The sequence below is a fragment of the Pseudomonas sp. B21-023 genome, assembly GCF_024749165.1.
GTDB lineage: Bacteria > Pseudomonadota > Gammaproteobacteria > Pseudomonadales > Pseudomonadaceae > Aquipseudomonas.
In genome coordinates, this window is record NZ_CP087190.1 from 1085257 (window position 1) to 1101474 (window position 16218).

Sequence of the window (16218 nt, forward strand, 5' to 3'; positions counted from 1 at the left end):
CAAGCATGGATAACCGCCAATGAGCGATGCCAACAGCGCCCTGATCACCCGTTTCTACCAGGCCTTCCAGCGCCTGGACGCCGAGGCCATGGTGGCCTGCTACAGCGACGACATCGTTTTCAGCGATCCGGTCTTCGGCACCTTGCGCGGGCAGGATGCCGGGGACATGTGGCGCATGCTCACCCGCCGCGCCAAGGATTTCACCCTGACCTTCGACAACGTGCGCAGTGACGAACGCGGCGGCGGCGCGCATTGGGTGGCAACCTATCTGTTCAGCCAGACCGGGCGGGTGGTGGTCAACGATATCCAGGCGCGCTTCGTGATTCGTGACGGGCTGATCTGCCAGCACGACGACAGTTTCGACCTGTGGCGCTGGACGCGTCAGGCCCTGGGCATGCCGGGCGTGCTGCTGGGCTGGTCGCCGATGTTGCAGAACAAGGTGCGCCAGCAGGCGTTCAAGGGGCTTCGCGCATTCCAGCAGGCGCGCTGAGGCGTTAAGCTGGCGGCCTTCTTCCGTTGCACCGAACCGAGCCGTGAGCGAAACAGCGCCTTCCCCCGACTGCAAACCCTGGTACGTCTATCTGGTGCGTGCCGCCAATGGCTCGCTGTACTGCGGTATCAGCGACGATCCGCAGCGGCGCTTCATCAAGCACCAGAAAGGGCAGGGCGCGCGGTATTTCAAGACCAGCCCGGCGCAGGCGCTGGTGTATGTGGAGCAGTGGCCGGACAAAGGCGAGGCGCTGCGCCAGGAGCGTTTGGTGAAGAAGCTGCGCAAGGCGGCGAAGGAGGCGTTGGTGGCCTCCTATATTGGTGTCGCCACGGCCCCATGACACGTTGCGGGGCCTTGGCCATGCATCCCCTGGCGCCGCATAGCCCCGCGATCTTTCTAGTGCTTCATGCCGAGTTCGGCATCATCCATCAGCGCCTTGGCCAGGGCGCTCAGGTAATACGACGCCCAGAGCAGCTGGGGCTTTTCTTCCATGATCCCGGTGATGGTCAGGTCGCGTACGCAGCGCATCAGTTCCGAGGCCTGGTCGCGGGCGTGCTGGCAGGGGATGCCGGGCTCGATGCAGAACAGCGGGTCGGTCATGCCTTCGCCCTGGTAGAACTTGGTCTTGCCGGCGGTGGTCGGGGTGTTGTCTGTGGTCATGGTTGTTCTCCCTGAAATGGTCGGTGCCTGTGCGGGCGCCATCGCGGGGCAAGTCGCAGCGATTGGGCTTAATGCAACGTTGGCGCTTGCGCCGGCATCTGCACCTGGATCAACGCCGCTTCGAGCAACACACGCAGCGACTCCATCTCATGCATCGACGCCATCATCAGCACGGCAGCCGGCGACCTGGGTTTGAGCTGCACGGCATGATGGGCCACGGTCAAGGCGCACAGGGCGTACTCGGTGGCCTGGATGAGGGTGTCTTCAAGGGAATGAGGGTTGTGGGGTGGATCGGGGACAATCTTAAGCATTGGCTTGGCTCTCTCAGAAGGGCCACCACCAACTGCTGTCAAACAAGTGGGTGGCAGCTATGCGTGGGTTGACAGACCGGTGAGAGAACCTGACCCGGCGCACACGAAGTGCCCCACGCACAACCGCCATAGAGCGAGCCATGCGGAAGGTTCTCAGCGGCCTGTCAAAGCCGGTCGCTGAATGTGCAGCGACCGTCCGAGACTAGAGGCCAACCCAGGGCACCGCAATGGCTTGAAAGGGGTTGGAAGTATGTTTGGGAAATGGACTACAGGGAATGGGGAAAGTCTTATAAACAGGCGATCTGTTCCAGCTCGCCGGAGGGCGCAATACGCCCCCGACCCTGTCAGTCCTTGCGCCGTTTCAACTGATCGATCAGCTGGGTCGGCAGGCCTTTGATGACCAGCGTCCCGGCTTCTTCGTCATACTCGACCTTCGAGCCGAGCAGGTGCGCCTCGAAGCTGATCGACAACCCCTCGGCACGCCCGGTGAAGCGGCGGAACTGGTTGAGGGTGCGTTTGTCGGCCGGGATCTCCGGCGACAGCCCATAGTCGCTGTTGCGGATATGGTCAAAGAACGCCTCGGGGCGGTCTTCGTCGATCAGGCTGGAGAGCTCTTCCAGCGTTACCGGCTCGCCCAGCTTGGTCTGGGTGGTGGCGTAGTCGACCAGGGTCTGGGTCTTCTCGCGGGCGGATTCTTCCGGCAGGTCCTCTTTCTCGACAAAGTCGCTGAAGGCCTTGAGCAGGGTGCGGGTCTCGCCCGGGCCATCCACGCCTTCCTGGCAGCCGATGAAATCGCGGAAGTAATCCGAGACTTTCTTGCCGTTCTTGCCCTTGATGAACGAGATGTACTGCTTGGAGTTCTGGTTGTTCTTCCACTCGGACAGGTTGACCCGCGCCGCCAGGTGCAACTGCCCCAGGTCCAGGTGGCGCGAGGGCGTCACGTCGAGCTCGGCGTTGACCGCCACGCCTTCACTATGGTGCAGCAGGGCGATGGCCAGGTATTCGGTCATGCCTTGCTGGTAGTGGGCGAACAGCACGTGGCCGCCGGTGGACAGGTTGGACTCTTCCATCAGCTTCTGCAGGTGCTTGACGGCCACGCGGCTGAAGGTGGCGAAGTCTTTCTCCTCGTCCTGGTACTGCTTGAGCCAGCCGCTGAACGGATAGGCCCCGGACTCGCCGTGGAAGAAGCCCCAGGCTTTGCCTTGCTTGGCGTTGTAGCTGTCGTTGAGGTCGGCCAGCAGGTTCTCGATGGCGTCGGAGGCCGCCAGTTCGCTGTCGCGAGCATGGAGCACGGCGGGGCTGCCATCGGGCTTCTTGTCGATCAGGTGAACGATGCAATGACGGATTGGCATGGAATTCTCGGTGATAGGAGCGGTGAAAAGCCGCGCTGCAAAAGGCGTTCAGTTTAACCCAGGGCGAGGGTGGTGCAGTGGCCAGATGTTGGCGTATATGTCGGTTGTTCGTTTTTTGTTCAAATATTTGCGATTTTTCTGAAAACCCCCGAAAAACCTGAACAAAAACGCGGTCGGCAGCGGATATTTATCGATTCCTGTGGTAGCTTTGCGCGGTCTTGCGCCCCTTGGGTGGCGCATTGCTGGCAGATCGCTTGCGCGGTGTCGAACCAAACGCCGATTTACGTATCTACATACGCGATCGACGCGGCCTCTGGATTGTCCCGGGCTGGCCCGACCACCGACCAAGCACGCTGCACAACCACTGAATTTGATAGGGAAGGAACACCACCATGGCACTGACCAAAGACCAACTGATTGCCGATATCGCTGAAGCCATCGACGCGCCGAAAACCACCGCGCGTAACGCCCTGGAGCAACTGGGCCAGATCGTCGCCGACCAACTGGAAAACGGCGCCGAAATCACCCTGCCAGGCATCGGCAAACTGAAAGTCACCGAGCGTCCTGCCCGTACCGGCCGCAACCCTTCGACTGGCGCGGCCATCGAAATCGCTGCCAAGAAAGTCGTCAAGTTCGTTCCAGCCAAAGTGCTGACCGACTCGATCAACAAGTAATTGTTGATTTGACGAAACCGCGCCCGGCGTGCCCGGGCGCGGTTTTTTCATGCCCGTGATTTGCGCAGGGCGTGCCATTGCTGGCGTGTGCCATCGTCCTGAAAGCTCCAGGCGACCATGCGGCTCTGCTTCTGCCCCTGGCCCATCTCGACGATGCGCAGGGCCTTCACCCCGGCCTTTTTCAAGGCTGCCTCGATACCCGGCAGGTTGCTGGCCTTGGACACCAGGCTGGTGAACCACAGCACCTGGGCGGCGTACTGCGCGCTTTCGGCGACCAACTGGGAGACGAAGCGGATCTCGCCACCTTCGCACCACAGCTCATTGTTCTGCCCGCCGAAATTCAGCACCGGCAGCTTGCGCTTGGGGTCCTGCTTGCCGAGGTTCTTCCATTTGCGCTGGCTGCCGCGCGTGGCTTCCTCGCGCGAGGCGTGGAAGGGCGGGTTGCACAGGGTCAGGTCGAAGCGCTCGTCGGCCTGCAGCAGGCCGCTGAGGATGTGCTTGCGATCCGCTTGCAGGCGCAGGCCGATGGCCTTGTCGAGCTTGTTGGCCTGGACGATGGCCTTGGCCGAGGCCAGTGCCACGCTGTCGATGTCGGAGCCGGTGAAGCGCCAGCGGTAGTCGCTGTGCCCGAGCAGGGGGTAGATGCAGTTGGCGCCGACGCCGATATCCAGGGCGTGCACCTGGGCGCCGCGGGGGATTTCGCCGCCGTTGTCTTCGCCCAGCAGGTCGGCCAGCACATGGATGTAGTCGGCGCGGCCGGGAATCGGCGGGCACAGGTAGTCGGCGGGGATGTCCCAGTGCTGGATGCCGTACTGGGCCTTGAGCAGGGCGCGGTTGAACACCCGCACGGCTTCAGGGTTGGCGAAGTCGATGCTGGGTTTGCCGTAGGGATTGGTGATGGTGAAGCGGGCCAGGTCCGGATGCGCCTTGATCAGGGCGGGGAAGTCGTAGCGGCCCTGGTGGCGGTTGCGCGGGTGCAGGGTGGGTTTCTGGGTCATGGTGGGGTCCTGAAAAAGCATCGCCGGCAAGCCGGCTCCCACAGGATAGTGCAGTACCTGTGGGAGCCGGCTTGCCGGCGATGGGCTGCGAAGCAGCCCCCTATGGCTTCACGTTTGAATTACAGCGCAGCAATCCGCGCATGCTGTTCGGTGAAGTTGGCCAGGGCCTGCTCCGATTCGGCCAGCTTGGCGCGTTCCTTCTCGATCACCGCAGGCGGGGCCTTGTCGACGAAGGCGGCGTTGGACAGCTTGCCGCCGACGCGCTGGACTTCACCTTGCAAGCGCTGGATCTCCTTGCTCAGGCGCGCAAGCTCGGCGTCTTTGTCGATCAGGCCGGCCATCGGCACCAGCACTTGCAGGTCACCCACCAGGGCGGTGGCCGACAGCGGTGCTTCGTCCTGCTCGCCGAGCACGGTGAACGACTCGACCTTGGCCAGCTTCTTGAGCAGGGCTTCGTTTTCCTGCAGGCGACGCTGGTCGTCGGCGTTGGCGTTTTTCAGGAACAGCGGCAGCGGCTTGCCCGGGCCGATGTTCATCTCGGCGCGGATGTTGCGCAGGCCGACCATCAGTTCCTTGAGCCACTCGATGTCGCCTTCGGCGGCGGCGTCGATGCGGCTCTCGTTCGCTTCAGGCCATGGCTGCAGCATGATGGTCTTGCCGTCGATGCCGGCCAGCGGCGCGATGCGCTGCCAGATCTCTTCGGTGATGAACGGCATGAACGGGTGGGCCAGGCGCAGCGCCACTTCCAGCACGCGCACCAGGGTGCGGCGGGTGCCACGGGCGCGCTCGACCGGGGCGTTCTCGTCCCACAATACCGGCTTGGACAGCTCCAGGTACCAGTCGCAGTACTGGTTCCAGATGAACTCGTACAGGGCCTGGCTGGCCAGGTCGAAGCGGAACTGCTCGAGCTGGCGGGTGACCTCGGCTTCGGTACGCTGCAGCTGCGAGATGATCCAGCGGTCAGCCAGCGACAGCTCGTAGGCCTCGCCGTTCTGGCCGCAGTCCTCGCCCTTGTCCAGCACGTAGCGGGCGGCGTTCCAGATCTTGTTGCAGAAGTTGCGGTAGCCTTCGACGCGGCCCATGTCGAACTTGATGTCACGGCCGGTGGAGGCCAGCGAGCAGAAGGTGAAGCGCAGGGCGTCGGTGCCGTAGCTGGCGATGCCTTCGGGGAACTCGGCCTTGGTCTGCTTGGCGATCTTCTCGGCGAGCTTGGGCTGCATCATGCCGCTGGTGCGTTTTTCCAGCAGGGCGTCGAGGGTGATGCCGTCGACGATGTCCAGCGGGTCGAGGACGTTGCCCTTGGACTTGGACATCTTCTGGCCCTGGCCATCACGCACCAGGCCGTGCACATAGACGGTCTTGAACGGTACCTGCGGGGTGCCGTCCTCGTTCTTGATCAGGTGCATGGTCAGCATGATCATCCGGGCGACCCAGAAGAAGATGATGTCAAAGCCTGTGACCAGCACGTCGGTGGAGTGGAACTTCTTCAGGAACTCGGTCTGTTCCGGCCAGCCCAGGGTGGAGAAGGTCCACAGGCCCGAGCTGAACCAGGTGTCGAGCACGTCGTCGTCCTGGCGCAGCTTCACATCGCTGCCCAGGTTGTGCTTGGCGCGCACTTCGGCCTCGTCGCGGCCGACATAGACCTGGCCGGCCTCGTCGTACCAGGCTGGGATGCGGTGGCCCCACCACAGTTGGCGGCTGATGCACCAGTCCTGGATGTCGCGCATCCAGGAGAAGTACATGTTCTCGTACTGCTTGGGCACGAACTGGATGCGGCCGTCTTCGACGGCGGCGATGGCAGGCTCGGCCAGCGGCTTGGTAGAGACGTACCACTGGTCGGTCAGCCATGGCTCGATGACGGTGCCGGAGCGGTCGCCTTTCGGCACCTTCAGGGCGTGGTCGTCGATGCTGACCAGCAGGCCTTGGGCGTCCAGGTCGGCAACCATCTGCTTGCGCGCGACGAAGCGGTCGAGGCCGGCGTACTGGGCTGGCAGCGAGGTGTCGAGCTGCTCGTTGACGCTGCCGTCGAGGTTGAACGCCTGCACCGCGGCCAGCACGGTGGCGTTCTTGTCGAAGATGTTCAGCAGCGGCAGGTTGTGGCGCTTGCCGACTTCGTAGTCGTTGAAATCGTGGGCCGGGGTGATCTTCACACAGCCGGTGCCGAATTCGGGGTCGCAGTAGTCGTCGGCGACGATCGGGATCAGACGGCCGACCAGCGGCAGTTTGACGAACTTGCCGATCAGGGCCTTGTAGCGCTCGTCGGTCGGGTTGACGGCAACGGCGACGTCACCGAGCAGGGTTTCCGGACGGGTGGTGGCGACCACCAGGTGGTCCTTGCCGTCGGCGGTCTTGGCGCCGTCGGCCAGCGGATAGCGCAGGTTCCACAGGTGGCCCTTCTCGTCGTGGTTTTCCACTTCGAGGTCGGAGATCGCCGTGTGCAGCTTGGTGTCCCAGTTGACCAGGCGCTTGCCGCGGTAGATCAGGCCGTCTTCGTGCAGGCGCACGAAGGCTTCCTTGACCGCCTCGGACAGGCCGTCGTCCATGGTGAAGCGCTCGCGGCTCCAGTCCACCGACGAGCCCAGGCGGCGGATCTGGCGGCTGATGTTGCCGCCCGACTGGTCCTTCCACTCCCAGACTTTCTCCAGGAATTGCTCACGACCCAGGTCGTGGCGGTTCTGGCCCTTGGCCTCGAGCTGGCGCTCGACCAGCATCTGGGTGGCGATACCGGCGTGGTCGGTGCCCGGCTGCCACAGGGTGTCGCGCCCTTGCATGCGGCGGAAACGGATCAGGGCGTCCATGATCGCGTTGTTGAAGCCGTGGCCCATGTGCAGGCTGCCGGTCACGTTCGGCGGCGGGATCATGATGGTGTAGGACTCGCCTGCACCTTGTGGGGCGAAATAGTTCTCGGACTCCCAGGTGTTGTACCAGGAAGTTTCGATGGCGTGCGGCTGGTAGGTCTTATCCATGCGCGGCGGGACCCTTAGGCATTAATTCGGGAAAGCCGGGAAGTATAACCAAGCTGCGCGTTTCAAGACAGGTGTAGCGGGCAAGCCCGCTGGTGGGAGCGGGCTTGCCCCGCGATGCGGACGAAGGGTTACTCGGAACGCTTGAGCAACCGCTCCAGCCGCGCGTCGAGGCGGCGCTTGATCTCGGTCTCGATGTGCGGGGTGAAGTCGTTGATCACGTCTTGCATGATCGACTGCGCCGCGGCGCGCAGTTCGGCGTCCAGGTGCAGCAAGGTGTCCTGGCGGCGGGTCTGGGCATCCTCTTCAGGTGCCGGAGTCGGTGCCGGTGCCGGTGCTGCGGCAGGCGCTGCGGCGCTCGGCTCGTCGAGCAAAAGGGGAATCTGCTCCACGGTTTCGGTGAGCAGGGGCGGTTGCAGGTCGGCGTCGCCCAGCAGCTCGCGGATCGACTCGAGGTCGTCGAGCAGGTGGGCGGAATGGGTGAGGGAGTTCAGCTGCTTGTCCATCGTCGTCAGAGTCGCTGTAAGCGGTGGTCTTGCAGAGCATAGCCCTGTTCGCGGTAGAAACGGAATCGCTCGCGAGCGGCCAGGCGGATGGCCGGCTCCTCGACGACGATTTCGGCGACCCGTTCGAACTGGCCGACGAAGGCCGGAACCTCGCTTCCCAGGTTGATCAGCAGGTCGCGGTGTTGGCCAGCATCGTTGCCGACACCCAGCGCGACAACGGCGTCCGGGTGCTGTTCGGCATGGTCGTGGGGCAAGAAGGCCTCGCCCTTGAACTGCCACAGGCGCAGGTCGAGTTCGCTGCGCTGCGCCTCGTCCTGGCAGTGCAGATAGACCCGGTGGCCGAGGCGCCAGGCCTTTTCGCACAGCTTGCAGGCGAAATCCAGGCGCACCGACAGCGAGTCGCTGGGCAGGATGTAGAAGTCGACTTTGCTCATGGTTGTTCAGTGCCAGCCGGTGGCGCGTGGGCGCCACCGGCTGCGCGCCATCAGGCGCCGGCGCGGTCCAGCAGGTACTGGGTGAGCAGCGGTACCGGGCGGCCCGAGGCGCCCTTGTCCTTGCCGCCGCTGATCCAGGCGGTGCCGGCGATGTCCAGGTGCGCCCAATGGTAGGCCTTGGCGAAGCGCGACAGGAAGCAGCCGGCGGTGATGGTGCCGGCCTTCGGGCCACCGATGTTGGCGATGTCGGCGAACGGGCTGTCCAGCTGCTCCTGGTACTCATCGAACAGCGGCAGTTGCCAGGCGCGATCGTCGGCGCGCTTGCCTGCATCGAGCAGTTGGCCGACCAGCGCGTCGTCATTGCCCATCAGGCCGGAGGTGTGGCTGCCCAGGGCGACGATGCAGGCGCCGGTCAGGGTGGCGATGTCGATCACCGCCTGCGGCTTGAAGCGTTCGGCGTAGGTGAGGGTGTCGCACAGCACCAGACGGCCTTCGGCGTCGGTATTGAGGATCTCGACGGTCTGCCCGCTCATGGTGGTGACGATGTCGCCCGGGCGGGTGGCGCCGCCGCTCGGCATGTTCTCGGCGCAGGCCAGCAGGCACACCAGGTTGATCGGCAACTGCAGCTCGAGTACGGCGCGCAGGGTGCCGAACACGCTGGCGGCGCCGCACATGTCGTACTTCATCTCGTCCATGCCGGCACCGGGCTTGAGGCTGATGCCGCCGGTGTCGAAGGTGATGCCCTTGCCGACCAGCACGAACGGTTTTTCGCTCTTCTTGCCGCCCTGGTAGTTGAGCACGATCAGCCGCGGTGGCTGGTCGCTGCCCTGGCCCACGGCGTAGAACGCGCCCATGCCCAGGTCCTTGATCTTCTTCTCGTCCAGCACCTCGACCTTGAGGCCCTTGTGCGCCTTGCCCAGGTCCTTGGCCTGTTCGGCGAGGAAGCTCGGGTGGCAGACATTCGGTGGCAGGTTGCCCAGGTCGCGGGTGAAGGCCATGCCGGTGGCGATGGCGCTGGCATGCTTGACGGCGCGCTCGGCCTCGGGCTGGCCGGCCTTGGCGGTGAGCAGGGTGACTTTCTTCAGGGCGCGCGGTTCGGCCTTCTGGCTCTTGTAACGGTCGAACACGTAGTTGCCGTCGAGCAGGGTCTCGGCCAGCAGGCGGTATTTGCCGTAGTGGCCATCGCGGCCGGTAACGGCGATGTCGTCCAGGGCCAGCACGGCGTCGCCGCCACCCAGGCCTTTGAGCACGCCGGCGACGCTGGCCACCAGCTTGCGCCAGGCGCGGTCGCCGAGGGCTTCGTCCTTGCCGCTGCCGACCAGCAGCACGCGCTCGGCCTTCAGGCCCGGCAGGCTGTGCAGCAGCAGGGTCTGGCCCGGCTTGCCGGCCAGGTCGCCGCGCTTGAGCAGCGCGCTGATGGCGCCTTCGGTGGCCTGGTCGACGGCCTTGGCGGTGGCGCCGAGCTTGCGGCCTTCACCGACGGGTACGACCAACGTCGCGGTCTTGACGGATACAGCGGCTACGCTTTTTACAACCAATTCCATGTCTGGGGTCCCCGAATGATCTGTCTGTCAGTGGGCGCTGTCTTTCGCAGGCGCTCGGAATTCGCGGCTGACGGGCGCTGCCTGCCAGCGGAAAAGCTGCCAGTTTGAGCCCGCCGCGACCACGATGACAACCCCGATATGTGCCATGCTGCGCGGCCAAGTGACAGGCGCCGTCAATCACAGGATAATGCGCGCACTTTTACATGGAGGTTCGCCTTGGCGAACCGGCATTGGTCTTGGCTGTCCGAATCGTTCGTCTGGCTTTGAGCCCCTGACAACCCAGGAGTGTCTGGTTTGATCGTCTTTCGTTATCTGTCCCGCGAGGTCCTTGTGACCTTGAGCGCCGTCAGCGCTGTGCTGCTGGTGATCATCATGAGCGGGCGCTTCATCAAGTACCTGGCCCAGGCGGCCCAAGGCATGCTCGACCCGGGCGTGCTGTTCATGATCATGGGGTTCCGCCTGCCGGGCTTCCTGCAACTGATCCTGCCGCTGGGGCTGTTCCTCGGTATTCTGCTTGCCTATGGCCGGTTGTATCTCGAAAGCGAGATGACCGTGCTCTCGGCCACTGGCATGAGCCAGCAGCGCCTGCTGGCCGTGACCATGGTGCCGGCGGCACTGGTCGCCTTGCTGGTGGCCTGGCTGAGCCTGAGCCTGGCCCCCCTGGGGGTTGCCCAGGTGCAGAAGATCATCGCCCAGCAAGACACCCTGACCGAGTTCGACACCCTGGTGCCGGGCCGTTTCCAGACCCTGCGCGATGGCTCGCGGGTGACCTACACCGAGCAGCTGTCCGATGACCGTATCAACCTGGCGGGCGTGTTCATCTCCGAGAAGCGCTTCAACCAGGACAAGACCAAGGACCGCGCGCCTTCGGTCCTGGTCGCCGAGAAGGGCCACCAGGAAGTGCAGGCCGACGGCAACCGTTACCTGGTGCTGCAGAACGGTTACCGCTACGACGGCAATCCCGGCCAGGCCGACTACCGTGCGATCAAGTACGACACCTATGGCGTGCTGCTGCCAAAGCCGGAGGTCGCCGAGGAGGTGACCGAGCGCGAGGCCATCCCGACCTCCGACCTGTTCGGGCATCAGGGGCTGCGTGAGCGTGCCGAGCTGCAATGGCGCCTGTCGTTGCCGCTGCTGGTGTTCGTGGTCACCTTGCTGGCGGTGCCGCTGTCCCGCGTCAACCCGCGCCAGGGCCGCTTCCTCAAGCTGCTGCCGGCGATTCTCCTGTACATGGCCTATCTGACAATGCTGATTTCCGTGCGTGGCGCCCTGGAGAAGGGCAAGTTGCCTCTCTCGCTGGGTATCTGGTGGGTCCATGGCCTGTTCCTGCTCATCGGCCTGGCGCTGATGTACTGGGAGCCGCTGCGTCTCAAGCGCGCCGCTCGCCGTGCGGAGGTGGCCCGTGGTTAAACTCGATCGCTACATCGGCCAGAGCGTGCTGCTGGCCATTCTCGCCGTGCTGGGCATCATCCTCGGCCTGGCCTCGTTGTTCGCCTTCATCGATGAGATGGGCGACCTGAGCGACACCTACACGGTCATGGACGCCAGCAGCTTCGTGCTGCTCACCGCGCCGCGCCGGCTCTACGACATGCTGCCTATGGCGGCGCTGATCGGCTGCCTGATCGGCCTGGGCAGCCTGGCCAGCAGCAGCGAGCTGACCATCATGCGCGCCGCCGGCGTGTCCATCGGTCGCATCGTCTGGGCGGTGATGAAGCCGATGCTGGTGCTGATGCTGGTCGGCTTGCTGATCGGCGAATACGTGGCCCCGGTGACCGAGAACAAGGCCCAGGCTGACCGTTCGCTGGCCCAGGGCGGAGGCGAGGCGCAAAGCTCCAAGCGCGGCATGTGGCACCGCCAGGGCGAGGAATTCGTGCACATCAACTCGGTGCAGCCCAATGGCCTGCTGCTGGGTGTGACCCGCTACCGGTTCGACAGCGAGCGCAAGATCCAAACCTCCAGCTTCGCCCGCCGGGCGCAGTACGTCGATGGCAAATGGATGCTCAACGACGTGGCCACCACCTACTTCCGCGGTGACCATACCGAAGTGGTCAAGAGCCCCGAAGAGGTGTGGGACGTGTCGGTGACCCCTGAGCTGCTCAACACCGTGGTGCTGGCACCGGAGTCGCTGTCGATCACCGGGCTGTGGGACTACATCCACTACCTGTCCGATCAGGGGCTGAACAACGCGCGCTACTGGCTGGCGTTCTGGACCAAGGTCCTGCAGCCGGTGGTCACCGCGGCACTGGTGCTGATGGCGATTTCGTTCATCTTCGGTCCGCTGCGTTCGGTCACCCTGGGCCAGCGCGTGTTCACCGGTGTGCTGGTGGGCTTCGTGTTCCGCATTGCCGGGGAGCTGTTGGGCCCATCGAGCCAGGTGTTTGGCTTCCCGCCGCTGCTGGCGGTGGTGATCCCGGCCGGCATCTGTGCGCTGGCGGGCTTGTGGTTGATGCGCCGGGCGGGTTGATGGCCTGAGCTGCACAACGAAGCCGACCCTTGGGTCGGCTTTTTTGCGGGTGCTTTTCGCAGGCCTGATGCCCGCGCAGCTCATTTCTTGCGTTTGGGCAGGCGTACCAGCTGGGTCTCGGAATAGATGTCGTGCCAGCTGCGTTTACGTTTGTCGAACAACGACCAGATGAAACCCAGCCCCAGGCACAGCCATGAGGCGATCGACACCACGAAACGCAGCAACGCCTGCCAGAGACTGATGGCGCTGCCATCGGCGTTCTGCACGCGCATGCCCCACACCTGCATGCCGAGGGTCTGGCCGCCGTGGGTCCAGAACTTGGCGAAGAAGCCGAACAGGGCGAACAGCAGGATCGTCGACAGCAGCGGGTCGCCGTCCAGGGCACCGGCCTCGGTGAGCTCGCGCATGCGCGCCTCGCCGATGATCGCCATCTGGATCATCTTGTAGGCGCCGGCAGTCACGATCAGCAGGGCAGTGCACAGCAGGAAGTCGTAGAACATCGCGGCCAGGCGACGGCCCAGGCCGACCGGCGGGAAATCACCCTGGGGGTTGAGCAGTGGCTTGGACATGCATGACAGCTCCAGATGGCAAAGGCCCATTCTATGGAATTGCGCGCACAAAAAAGCCCCTGTGCGTCAACACAGGGGCTTTTTTCAGGAAGTCACGCTTCTGGAATGACTTCGTCAGCTTGCATGCCTTTCTGGCCTTGCACAGCGATGAAGGTCACTTTCTGGCCTTCCTTGAGGCTCTTGAAGCCGTTGCCTTGAATGGCACGGAAGTGAACAAACAGATCAGCACCGCTTTCTGGGGTGATGAAGCCGTAACCTTTTTCGTCATTGAACCACTTGACGGTACCGTTCTGACGCTCAGCCATTGTCTTATTTCCTATGAAGCTTAAATATTGATGACAGTTTCTTTCACACTTTTTGTAAGTGAAAGATTACTGGGCTGGGTTGCAGGAAAGTAAGAGACGTCGAACGGGTTGTAGCAGATTGCGGCTACTGGCCCAGGTCACGAACTGTTGCGACCCATGCAAACACAGTGCAGTGACTCTACGCCAACTGCCGAGCGAAAAACAAGCCCTCGCGACGAGCGAAAATCAGGCTTTTTCCGATCACCGAACGATTTGTCGGAAACGCCGTGGCGCCTGGCCTGGCGCTATGTTCAGAAGTTATTGGGCAGGTTCGAAAACGAATATGTCGAGCCTGCCCAAACCACTCATTCAGCCACGGTAGTAACGTTGTGTCACGAAAGGCATTTTGCTGACTTTCATGGCAACTTGCTTGCCGCGCACCATTGCAAACAGCGGGGTGTCCAGCGTGGCGTGTTCGTTATCGACATAACCCATTGTGACCGGCGCACCGAGCGTCGGGCCGAAGCCGCCGCTGCACACCTCACCGACCACTTCGCCTGCCGCGTCGACGATCTGCGCGCCTTCACGCACCGGGGTGCGCTCCTGGGGCAGCAGGCCGACACGCTTGCGTGCCACGCCTGCCTGTTGCTGGGCAAACACGGTCTCGGCGCCCGGGAAACCACCGGCACGCGCGCCGTCGGCCCGACGCACCTTGGAAATGGCCCACAGCAGGTTGGCCTCGATCGGCGTGGTGGTGGTGTCCATGTCGTGACCGTACAGGCACAGGCCGGCTTCCAGGCGCAGTGAGTCGCGTGCGCCAAGGCCGATTGGCTGTACCTCTGGCTCGGCCAGCAGACTGCGCGCCAGCGCTTCGGCCTTGTCGGCCGGCACAGAGATCTCGAATCCGTCCTCACCGGTGTAGCCCGAGCGGCTGATATAGCAGTCGGCGCCGAGCAGTTGAACAGGTTGGAACTGCATGAACGTCATCTTCGCCACCTCAGGTGCCAGGCGCTCCAGCACCTTGACCGCCGCCGGGCCTTGCAGGGCGAGCAGGGCGCGCTCCTCGAACAGCGGTTGAATCTCGCAACGGCCAGCGATGTGCTGGCGCAGGTGGGCCAGGTCTTGGTCCTTGCAGGCGGCGTTCACCACCAGGAACAGGGTGTCGTTGCCGAGGTTGGCGACCATCAGGTCGTCGAGAATGCCGCCCTCGGCATTGGTGAACATGGCATAGCGCTGCATGCCTACCGGCAGGTCGATGATGTCCACCGGCACCAGGGTTTCCAGGGCCTTGGCGGCGTCGTTGCCGCGCAGGATGATCTGGCCCATGTGCGAAACGTCGAACAGGCCGGCCTGCTCGCGGGTGTGCAGGTGCTCCTTGAGCACGCCCAAGGGGTATTGCACGGGCATGTCGTAGCCGGCGAACGGCACCATGCGCGCGCCCAGTTCCAGGTGCAGGGCGTGCAGCGGGGTCTTGTGCAGTGTTTCGGACATCGGTGACTCCTCGGTTTTTATTCGGGTCAACATTCGATGATGTTGACGGCCAGACCGCCGCGGGCGGTCTCTTTGTATTTGCTTTTCATGTCGGCGCCGGTCTGGCGCATGGTGCGGATGACCTTGTCGAGGGAAACGTAGTGCTGCCCGTCGCCGCGCAGGGCCATGCGCACCGCGTTGATCGCTTTCACCGAGCCCATGGCGTTGCGCTCGATGCAGGGCACCTGGACCAGCCCGCCAATGGGGTCGCAGGTCAGGCCCAGGTTGTGTTCCATGCCGATCTCGGCGGCGTTCTCCACTTGCTGCGGGGTACCGCCCATCACTTCGCACAAGGCGCCTGCGGCCATGGAGCAGGCCACGCCGACCTCGCCCTGGCAGCCTACCTCGGCCCCGGAGATCGACGCGTTCTCCTTGTAGAGAATGCCGATCGCCGCGGCAGTGAGCAGGAAGCGCACCACCCCGTCTTCGCTGGCGCCGGGCACGAAGCGCATGTAGTAGTGCAGCACCGCGGGGACAATGCCGGCCGCGCCATTGGTCGGTGCCGTGACCACGCGACCGCCGTAGGCGTTTTCCTCGTTCACCGCCAGGGCGTAGAGGTTGACCCAGTCGAGCACCGACAGCGCATCACGCAGGCTGGCTTCCGGATGCCGGCTGAGCTGGCGGTACAACGCCGGAGCCCGGCGCTTTACCTTCAGCCCGCCAGGCAGGATGCCTTCGTGCCGGCAACCGGCCTCGACACAGTCCTGCATCACCTGCCAGATGCGCAGCAAGCCGGCACGGGTCTCGGTTTCGGGGCGCCAGGCGGCCTCGTTGGCCAGCATCACCTGGCTGAACGGCAGGTGCTGCGCGGTGCAGTGGCCGAGCAGTTCCTTGCCGGTCTTGAAAGGGTAGGGCAGCACGGTGCTGTCCTCGACGATGCGGTCATGGCCCGCCGCATCCTCGTCGACCACGAAGCCACCGCCCACCGAGTAGTACTCGCGGCTGCGGATCTGCAGGCCGGCGGCATCGAAGGCGCGGAAGATCATGCCGTTGGGGTGGTAGGCCAGCGGTTTGCGGATCATCGCCAGGTGCTGCTTTTCGACGAAGGCGATATCGTGTTCACCGAGCAGGCTGAGCCGACCGCTTTCACGAATGGCTTGCAAACGGGCGGGGATGGCTTCGGTATCGACGGTGTCCGGATGCTCGCCTTCCAGGCCAAGCAGCACGGCCTTGTCGCTGCCATGGCCCTTGCCGGTGGCACCGAGCGAGCCGTACAGCTCGGCCTTGACCGTGGCTGTGCTGGCCAGCAGGCCATCACGGCGCAAGCCTTCAGCGAAACGCGCGGCGGCGCGCATCGGCCCGACCGTGTGCGAGCTGGAGGGGCCGATGCCGATCTTGAACAGGTCGAAGACGCTCAAAGACATGCTGCTTCCTCCTGATGATGGCCAGTAAGCCCATTGGCGGCTGCTACGCAGCCCATCGCCGGCAAGCCGGCTCCC

The 16218-nt window shown here is 64.0% G+C and carries 17 protein-coding genes; 5 read left to right on the forward strand and 12 right to left on the reverse strand.

Annotated elements, in window-relative coordinates; translation table 11 throughout:
* Positions 1 to 19 precede the first annotated feature (19 nt).
* Together LOY42_RS04990 and LOY42_RS04995 are read left to right on the forward strand one after the other, a co-directional pair.
* Positions 20 to 490, forward strand: a complete 471-nt coding sequence (locus LOY42_RS04990; RefSeq protein WP_139669029.1) for a nuclear transport factor 2 family protein — start codon at positions 20 to 22, stop codon at positions 488 to 490.
* Between the two features lie 43 nt (positions 491 to 533).
* The gene (locus tag LOY42_RS04995) at positions 534 to 830 is read left to right on the forward strand and encodes a GIY-YIG nuclease family protein (RefSeq protein ID WP_102685471.1); all 297 of its coding nucleotides are present in this window, start codon (positions 534 to 536) and stop codon (positions 828 to 830) included.
* 56 nt (positions 831 to 886) lie between these two features.
* On the opposite strand, the gene LOY42_RS05000 is transcribed toward LOY42_RS04995, so the two are convergent.
* The 3 genes from LOY42_RS05000 to yejK form a co-directional block, all read right to left on the reverse strand.
* A complete protein-coding gene (locus LOY42_RS05000; RefSeq protein ID WP_139669030.1) occupies positions 887 to 1150 on the reverse strand; it encodes a DUF3077 domain-containing protein in 264 nt (87 codons plus the stop codon).
* Between the two features lie 68 nt (positions 1151 to 1218).
* The gene (locus tag LOY42_RS05005) at positions 1219 to 1461 is read right to left on the reverse strand and encodes a hypothetical protein (protein ID WP_046854291.1); all 243 of its coding nucleotides are present in this window, start codon (positions 1459 to 1461) and stop codon (positions 1219 to 1221) included.
* A 344-nt stretch (positions 1462 to 1805) separates the two neighbouring features.
* On the reverse strand, positions 1806 to 2813 hold the full coding sequence (yejK, locus tag LOY42_RS05010) for a nucleoid-associated protein YejK (protein WP_258599943.1): 1008 nt from the start codon (positions 2811 to 2813) through the stop codon (positions 1806 to 1808).
* Between the two features lie 392 nt (positions 2814 to 3205).
* On the opposite strand from yejK, the gene LOY42_RS05015 reads away from it, so the two are divergent.
* Positions 3206 to 3487, forward strand: a complete 282-nt coding sequence (locus LOY42_RS05015) for an HU family DNA-binding protein (RefSeq protein WP_004882926.1) — start codon at positions 3206 to 3208, stop codon at positions 3485 to 3487.
* 47 nt (positions 3488 to 3534) lie between these two features.
* On the opposite strand, the gene rlmF is transcribed toward LOY42_RS05015, so the two are convergent.
* The 5 genes from rlmF to LOY42_RS05040 all read right to left on the reverse strand — a co-directional run bounded on the left by rlmF (position 3535) and on the right by LOY42_RS05040 (position 9932).
* The gene (gene rlmF / locus LOY42_RS05020; RefSeq protein ID WP_139669033.1) at positions 3535 to 4485 is read right to left on the reverse strand and encodes a 23S rRNA (adenine(1618)-N(6))-methyltransferase RlmF; all 951 of its coding nucleotides are present in this window, start codon (positions 4483 to 4485) and stop codon (positions 3535 to 3537) included.
* 119 nt (positions 4486 to 4604) lie between these two features.
* A complete protein-coding gene (locus LOY42_RS05025; protein ID WP_139669035.1) occupies positions 4605 to 7451 on the reverse strand; it encodes a valine--tRNA ligase in 2847 nt (948 codons plus the stop codon).
* Between the two features lie 128 nt (positions 7452 to 7579).
* Entirely contained in the window at positions 7580 to 7954 is a 375-nt protein-coding gene (locus LOY42_RS05030; RefSeq protein WP_198754427.1) for a DNA polymerase III subunit chi, read from the reverse strand.
* Between the two features lie 5 nt (positions 7955 to 7959).
* Positions 7960 to 8388, reverse strand: coding sequence for a DNA polymerase III subunit chi (locus LOY42_RS05035; RefSeq protein WP_258599944.1), 429 nt, complete (start codon positions 8386 to 8388; stop codon positions 7960 to 7962).
* 50 nt (positions 8389 to 8438) lie between these two features.
* Positions 8439 to 9932, reverse strand: a complete 1494-nt coding sequence (locus tag LOY42_RS05040; protein WP_110699880.1) for a leucyl aminopeptidase — start codon at positions 9930 to 9932, stop codon at positions 8439 to 8441.
* A gap of 294 nt (positions 9933 to 10226) precedes the next feature.
* Between LOY42_RS05040 and lptF the strand changes: the two genes are divergently transcribed.
* Together lptF and lptG are read left to right on the forward strand one after the other, a co-directional pair.
* Positions 10227 to 11342 carry an LPS export ABC transporter permease LptF gene (gene lptF, locus LOY42_RS05045; RefSeq protein WP_102682966.1) on the forward strand — a complete coding sequence of 372 codons (1116 nt, stop codon included), beginning with the start codon at positions 10227 to 10229 and terminating at the stop codon, positions 11340 to 11342.
* Positions 11335 to 12396, forward strand: coding sequence for an LPS export ABC transporter permease LptG (gene lptG, locus LOY42_RS05050; protein ID WP_023632477.1), 1062 nt, complete (start codon positions 11335 to 11337; stop codon positions 12394 to 12396). The genes lptF and lptG overlap by 8 nt, the downstream gene beginning before the upstream one ends.
* An 80-nt stretch (positions 12397 to 12476) precedes the next feature.
* On the opposite strand, the gene LOY42_RS05055 is transcribed toward lptG, so the two are convergent.
* The 4 genes from LOY42_RS05055 to LOY42_RS05070 all read right to left on the reverse strand — a co-directional run bounded on the left by LOY42_RS05055 (position 12477) and on the right by LOY42_RS05070 (position 16143).
* Positions 12477 to 12965, reverse strand: a complete 489-nt coding sequence (locus LOY42_RS05055) for an RDD family protein (RefSeq protein ID WP_046854298.1) — start codon at positions 12963 to 12965, stop codon at positions 12477 to 12479.
* A gap of 92 nt (positions 12966 to 13057) precedes the next feature.
* The gene (locus LOY42_RS05060; RefSeq protein WP_139669039.1) at positions 13058 to 13270 is read right to left on the reverse strand and encodes a cold-shock protein; all 213 of its coding nucleotides are present in this window, start codon (positions 13268 to 13270) and stop codon (positions 13058 to 13060) included.
* 348 nt (positions 13271 to 13618) lie between these two features.
* The gene (gene gcvT, locus LOY42_RS05065; RefSeq protein WP_139669041.1) at positions 13619 to 14740 is read right to left on the reverse strand and encodes a glycine cleavage system aminomethyltransferase GcvT; all 1122 of its coding nucleotides are present in this window, start codon (positions 14738 to 14740) and stop codon (positions 13619 to 13621) included.
* A 26-nt stretch (positions 14741 to 14766) separates the two neighbouring features.
* Positions 14767 to 16143, reverse strand: coding sequence for an L-serine ammonia-lyase (locus LOY42_RS05070; RefSeq protein ID WP_139669043.1), 1377 nt, complete (start codon positions 16141 to 16143; stop codon positions 14767 to 14769).
* Positions 16144 to 16218: the final 75 nt, after the last annotated feature.

Bases quoted from the DNA above. Each gene is read 5' to 3' on its own strand.
- LOY42_RS05070 (WP_139669043.1), bottom strand. From the start codon at position 16,143: ATGTCTTTGAGCGTCTTCGACCTGTTCAAGATCGGCATCGGCCCCTCC.
- LOY42_RS05000 (WP_139669030.1), bottom strand. From the start codon at position 1,150: ATGACCACAGACAACACCCCGACCACCGCCGGCAAGACCAAGTTCTAC.
- LOY42_RS05005 (WP_046854291.1), bottom strand. From the start codon at position 1,461: ATGCTTAAGATTGTCCCCGATCCACCCCACAACCCTCATTCCCTTGAA.
- LOY42_RS05035 (WP_258599944.1), bottom strand. From the start codon at position 8,388: ATGAGCAAAGTCGACTTCTACATCCTGCCCAGCGACTCGCTGTCGGTG.
- LOY42_RS05030 (WP_198754427.1), bottom strand. From the start codon at position 7,954: ATGGACAAGCAGCTGAACTCCCTCACCCATTCCGCCCACCTGCTCGAC.
- LOY42_RS05015 (WP_004882926.1), top strand. From the start codon at position 3,206: ATGGCACTGACCAAAGACCAACTGATTGCCGATATCGCTGAAGCCATC.
- LOY42_RS05060 (WP_139669039.1), bottom strand. From the start codon at position 13,270: ATGGCTGAGCGTCAGAACGGTACCGTCAAGTGGTTCAATGACGAAAAA.
- LOY42_RS05055 (WP_046854298.1), bottom strand. From the start codon at position 12,965: ATGTCCAAGCCACTGCTCAACCCCCAGGGTGATTTCCCGCCGGTCGGC.
- rlmF (WP_139669033.1), bottom strand. From the start codon at position 4,485: ATGACCCAGAAACCCACCCTGCACCCGCGCAACCGCCACCAGGGCCGC.
- LOY42_RS05025 (WP_139669035.1), bottom strand. From the start codon at position 7,451: ATGGATAAGACCTACCAGCCGCACGCCATCGAAACTTCCTGGTACAAC.
- LOY42_RS05040 (WP_110699880.1), bottom strand. From the start codon at position 9,932: ATGGAATTGGTTGTAAAAAGCGTAGCCGCTGTATCCGTCAAGACCGCG.
- LOY42_RS04990 (WP_139669029.1), top strand. From the start codon at position 20: ATGAGCGATGCCAACAGCGCCCTGATCACCCGTTTCTACCAGGCCTTC.
- gcvT (WP_139669041.1), bottom strand. From the start codon at position 14,740: ATGTCCGAAACACTGCACAAGACCCCGCTGCACGCCCTGCACCTGGAA.
- yejK (WP_258599943.1), bottom strand. From the start codon at position 2,813: ATGCCAATCCGTCATTGCATCGTTCACCTGATCGACAAGAAGCCCGAT.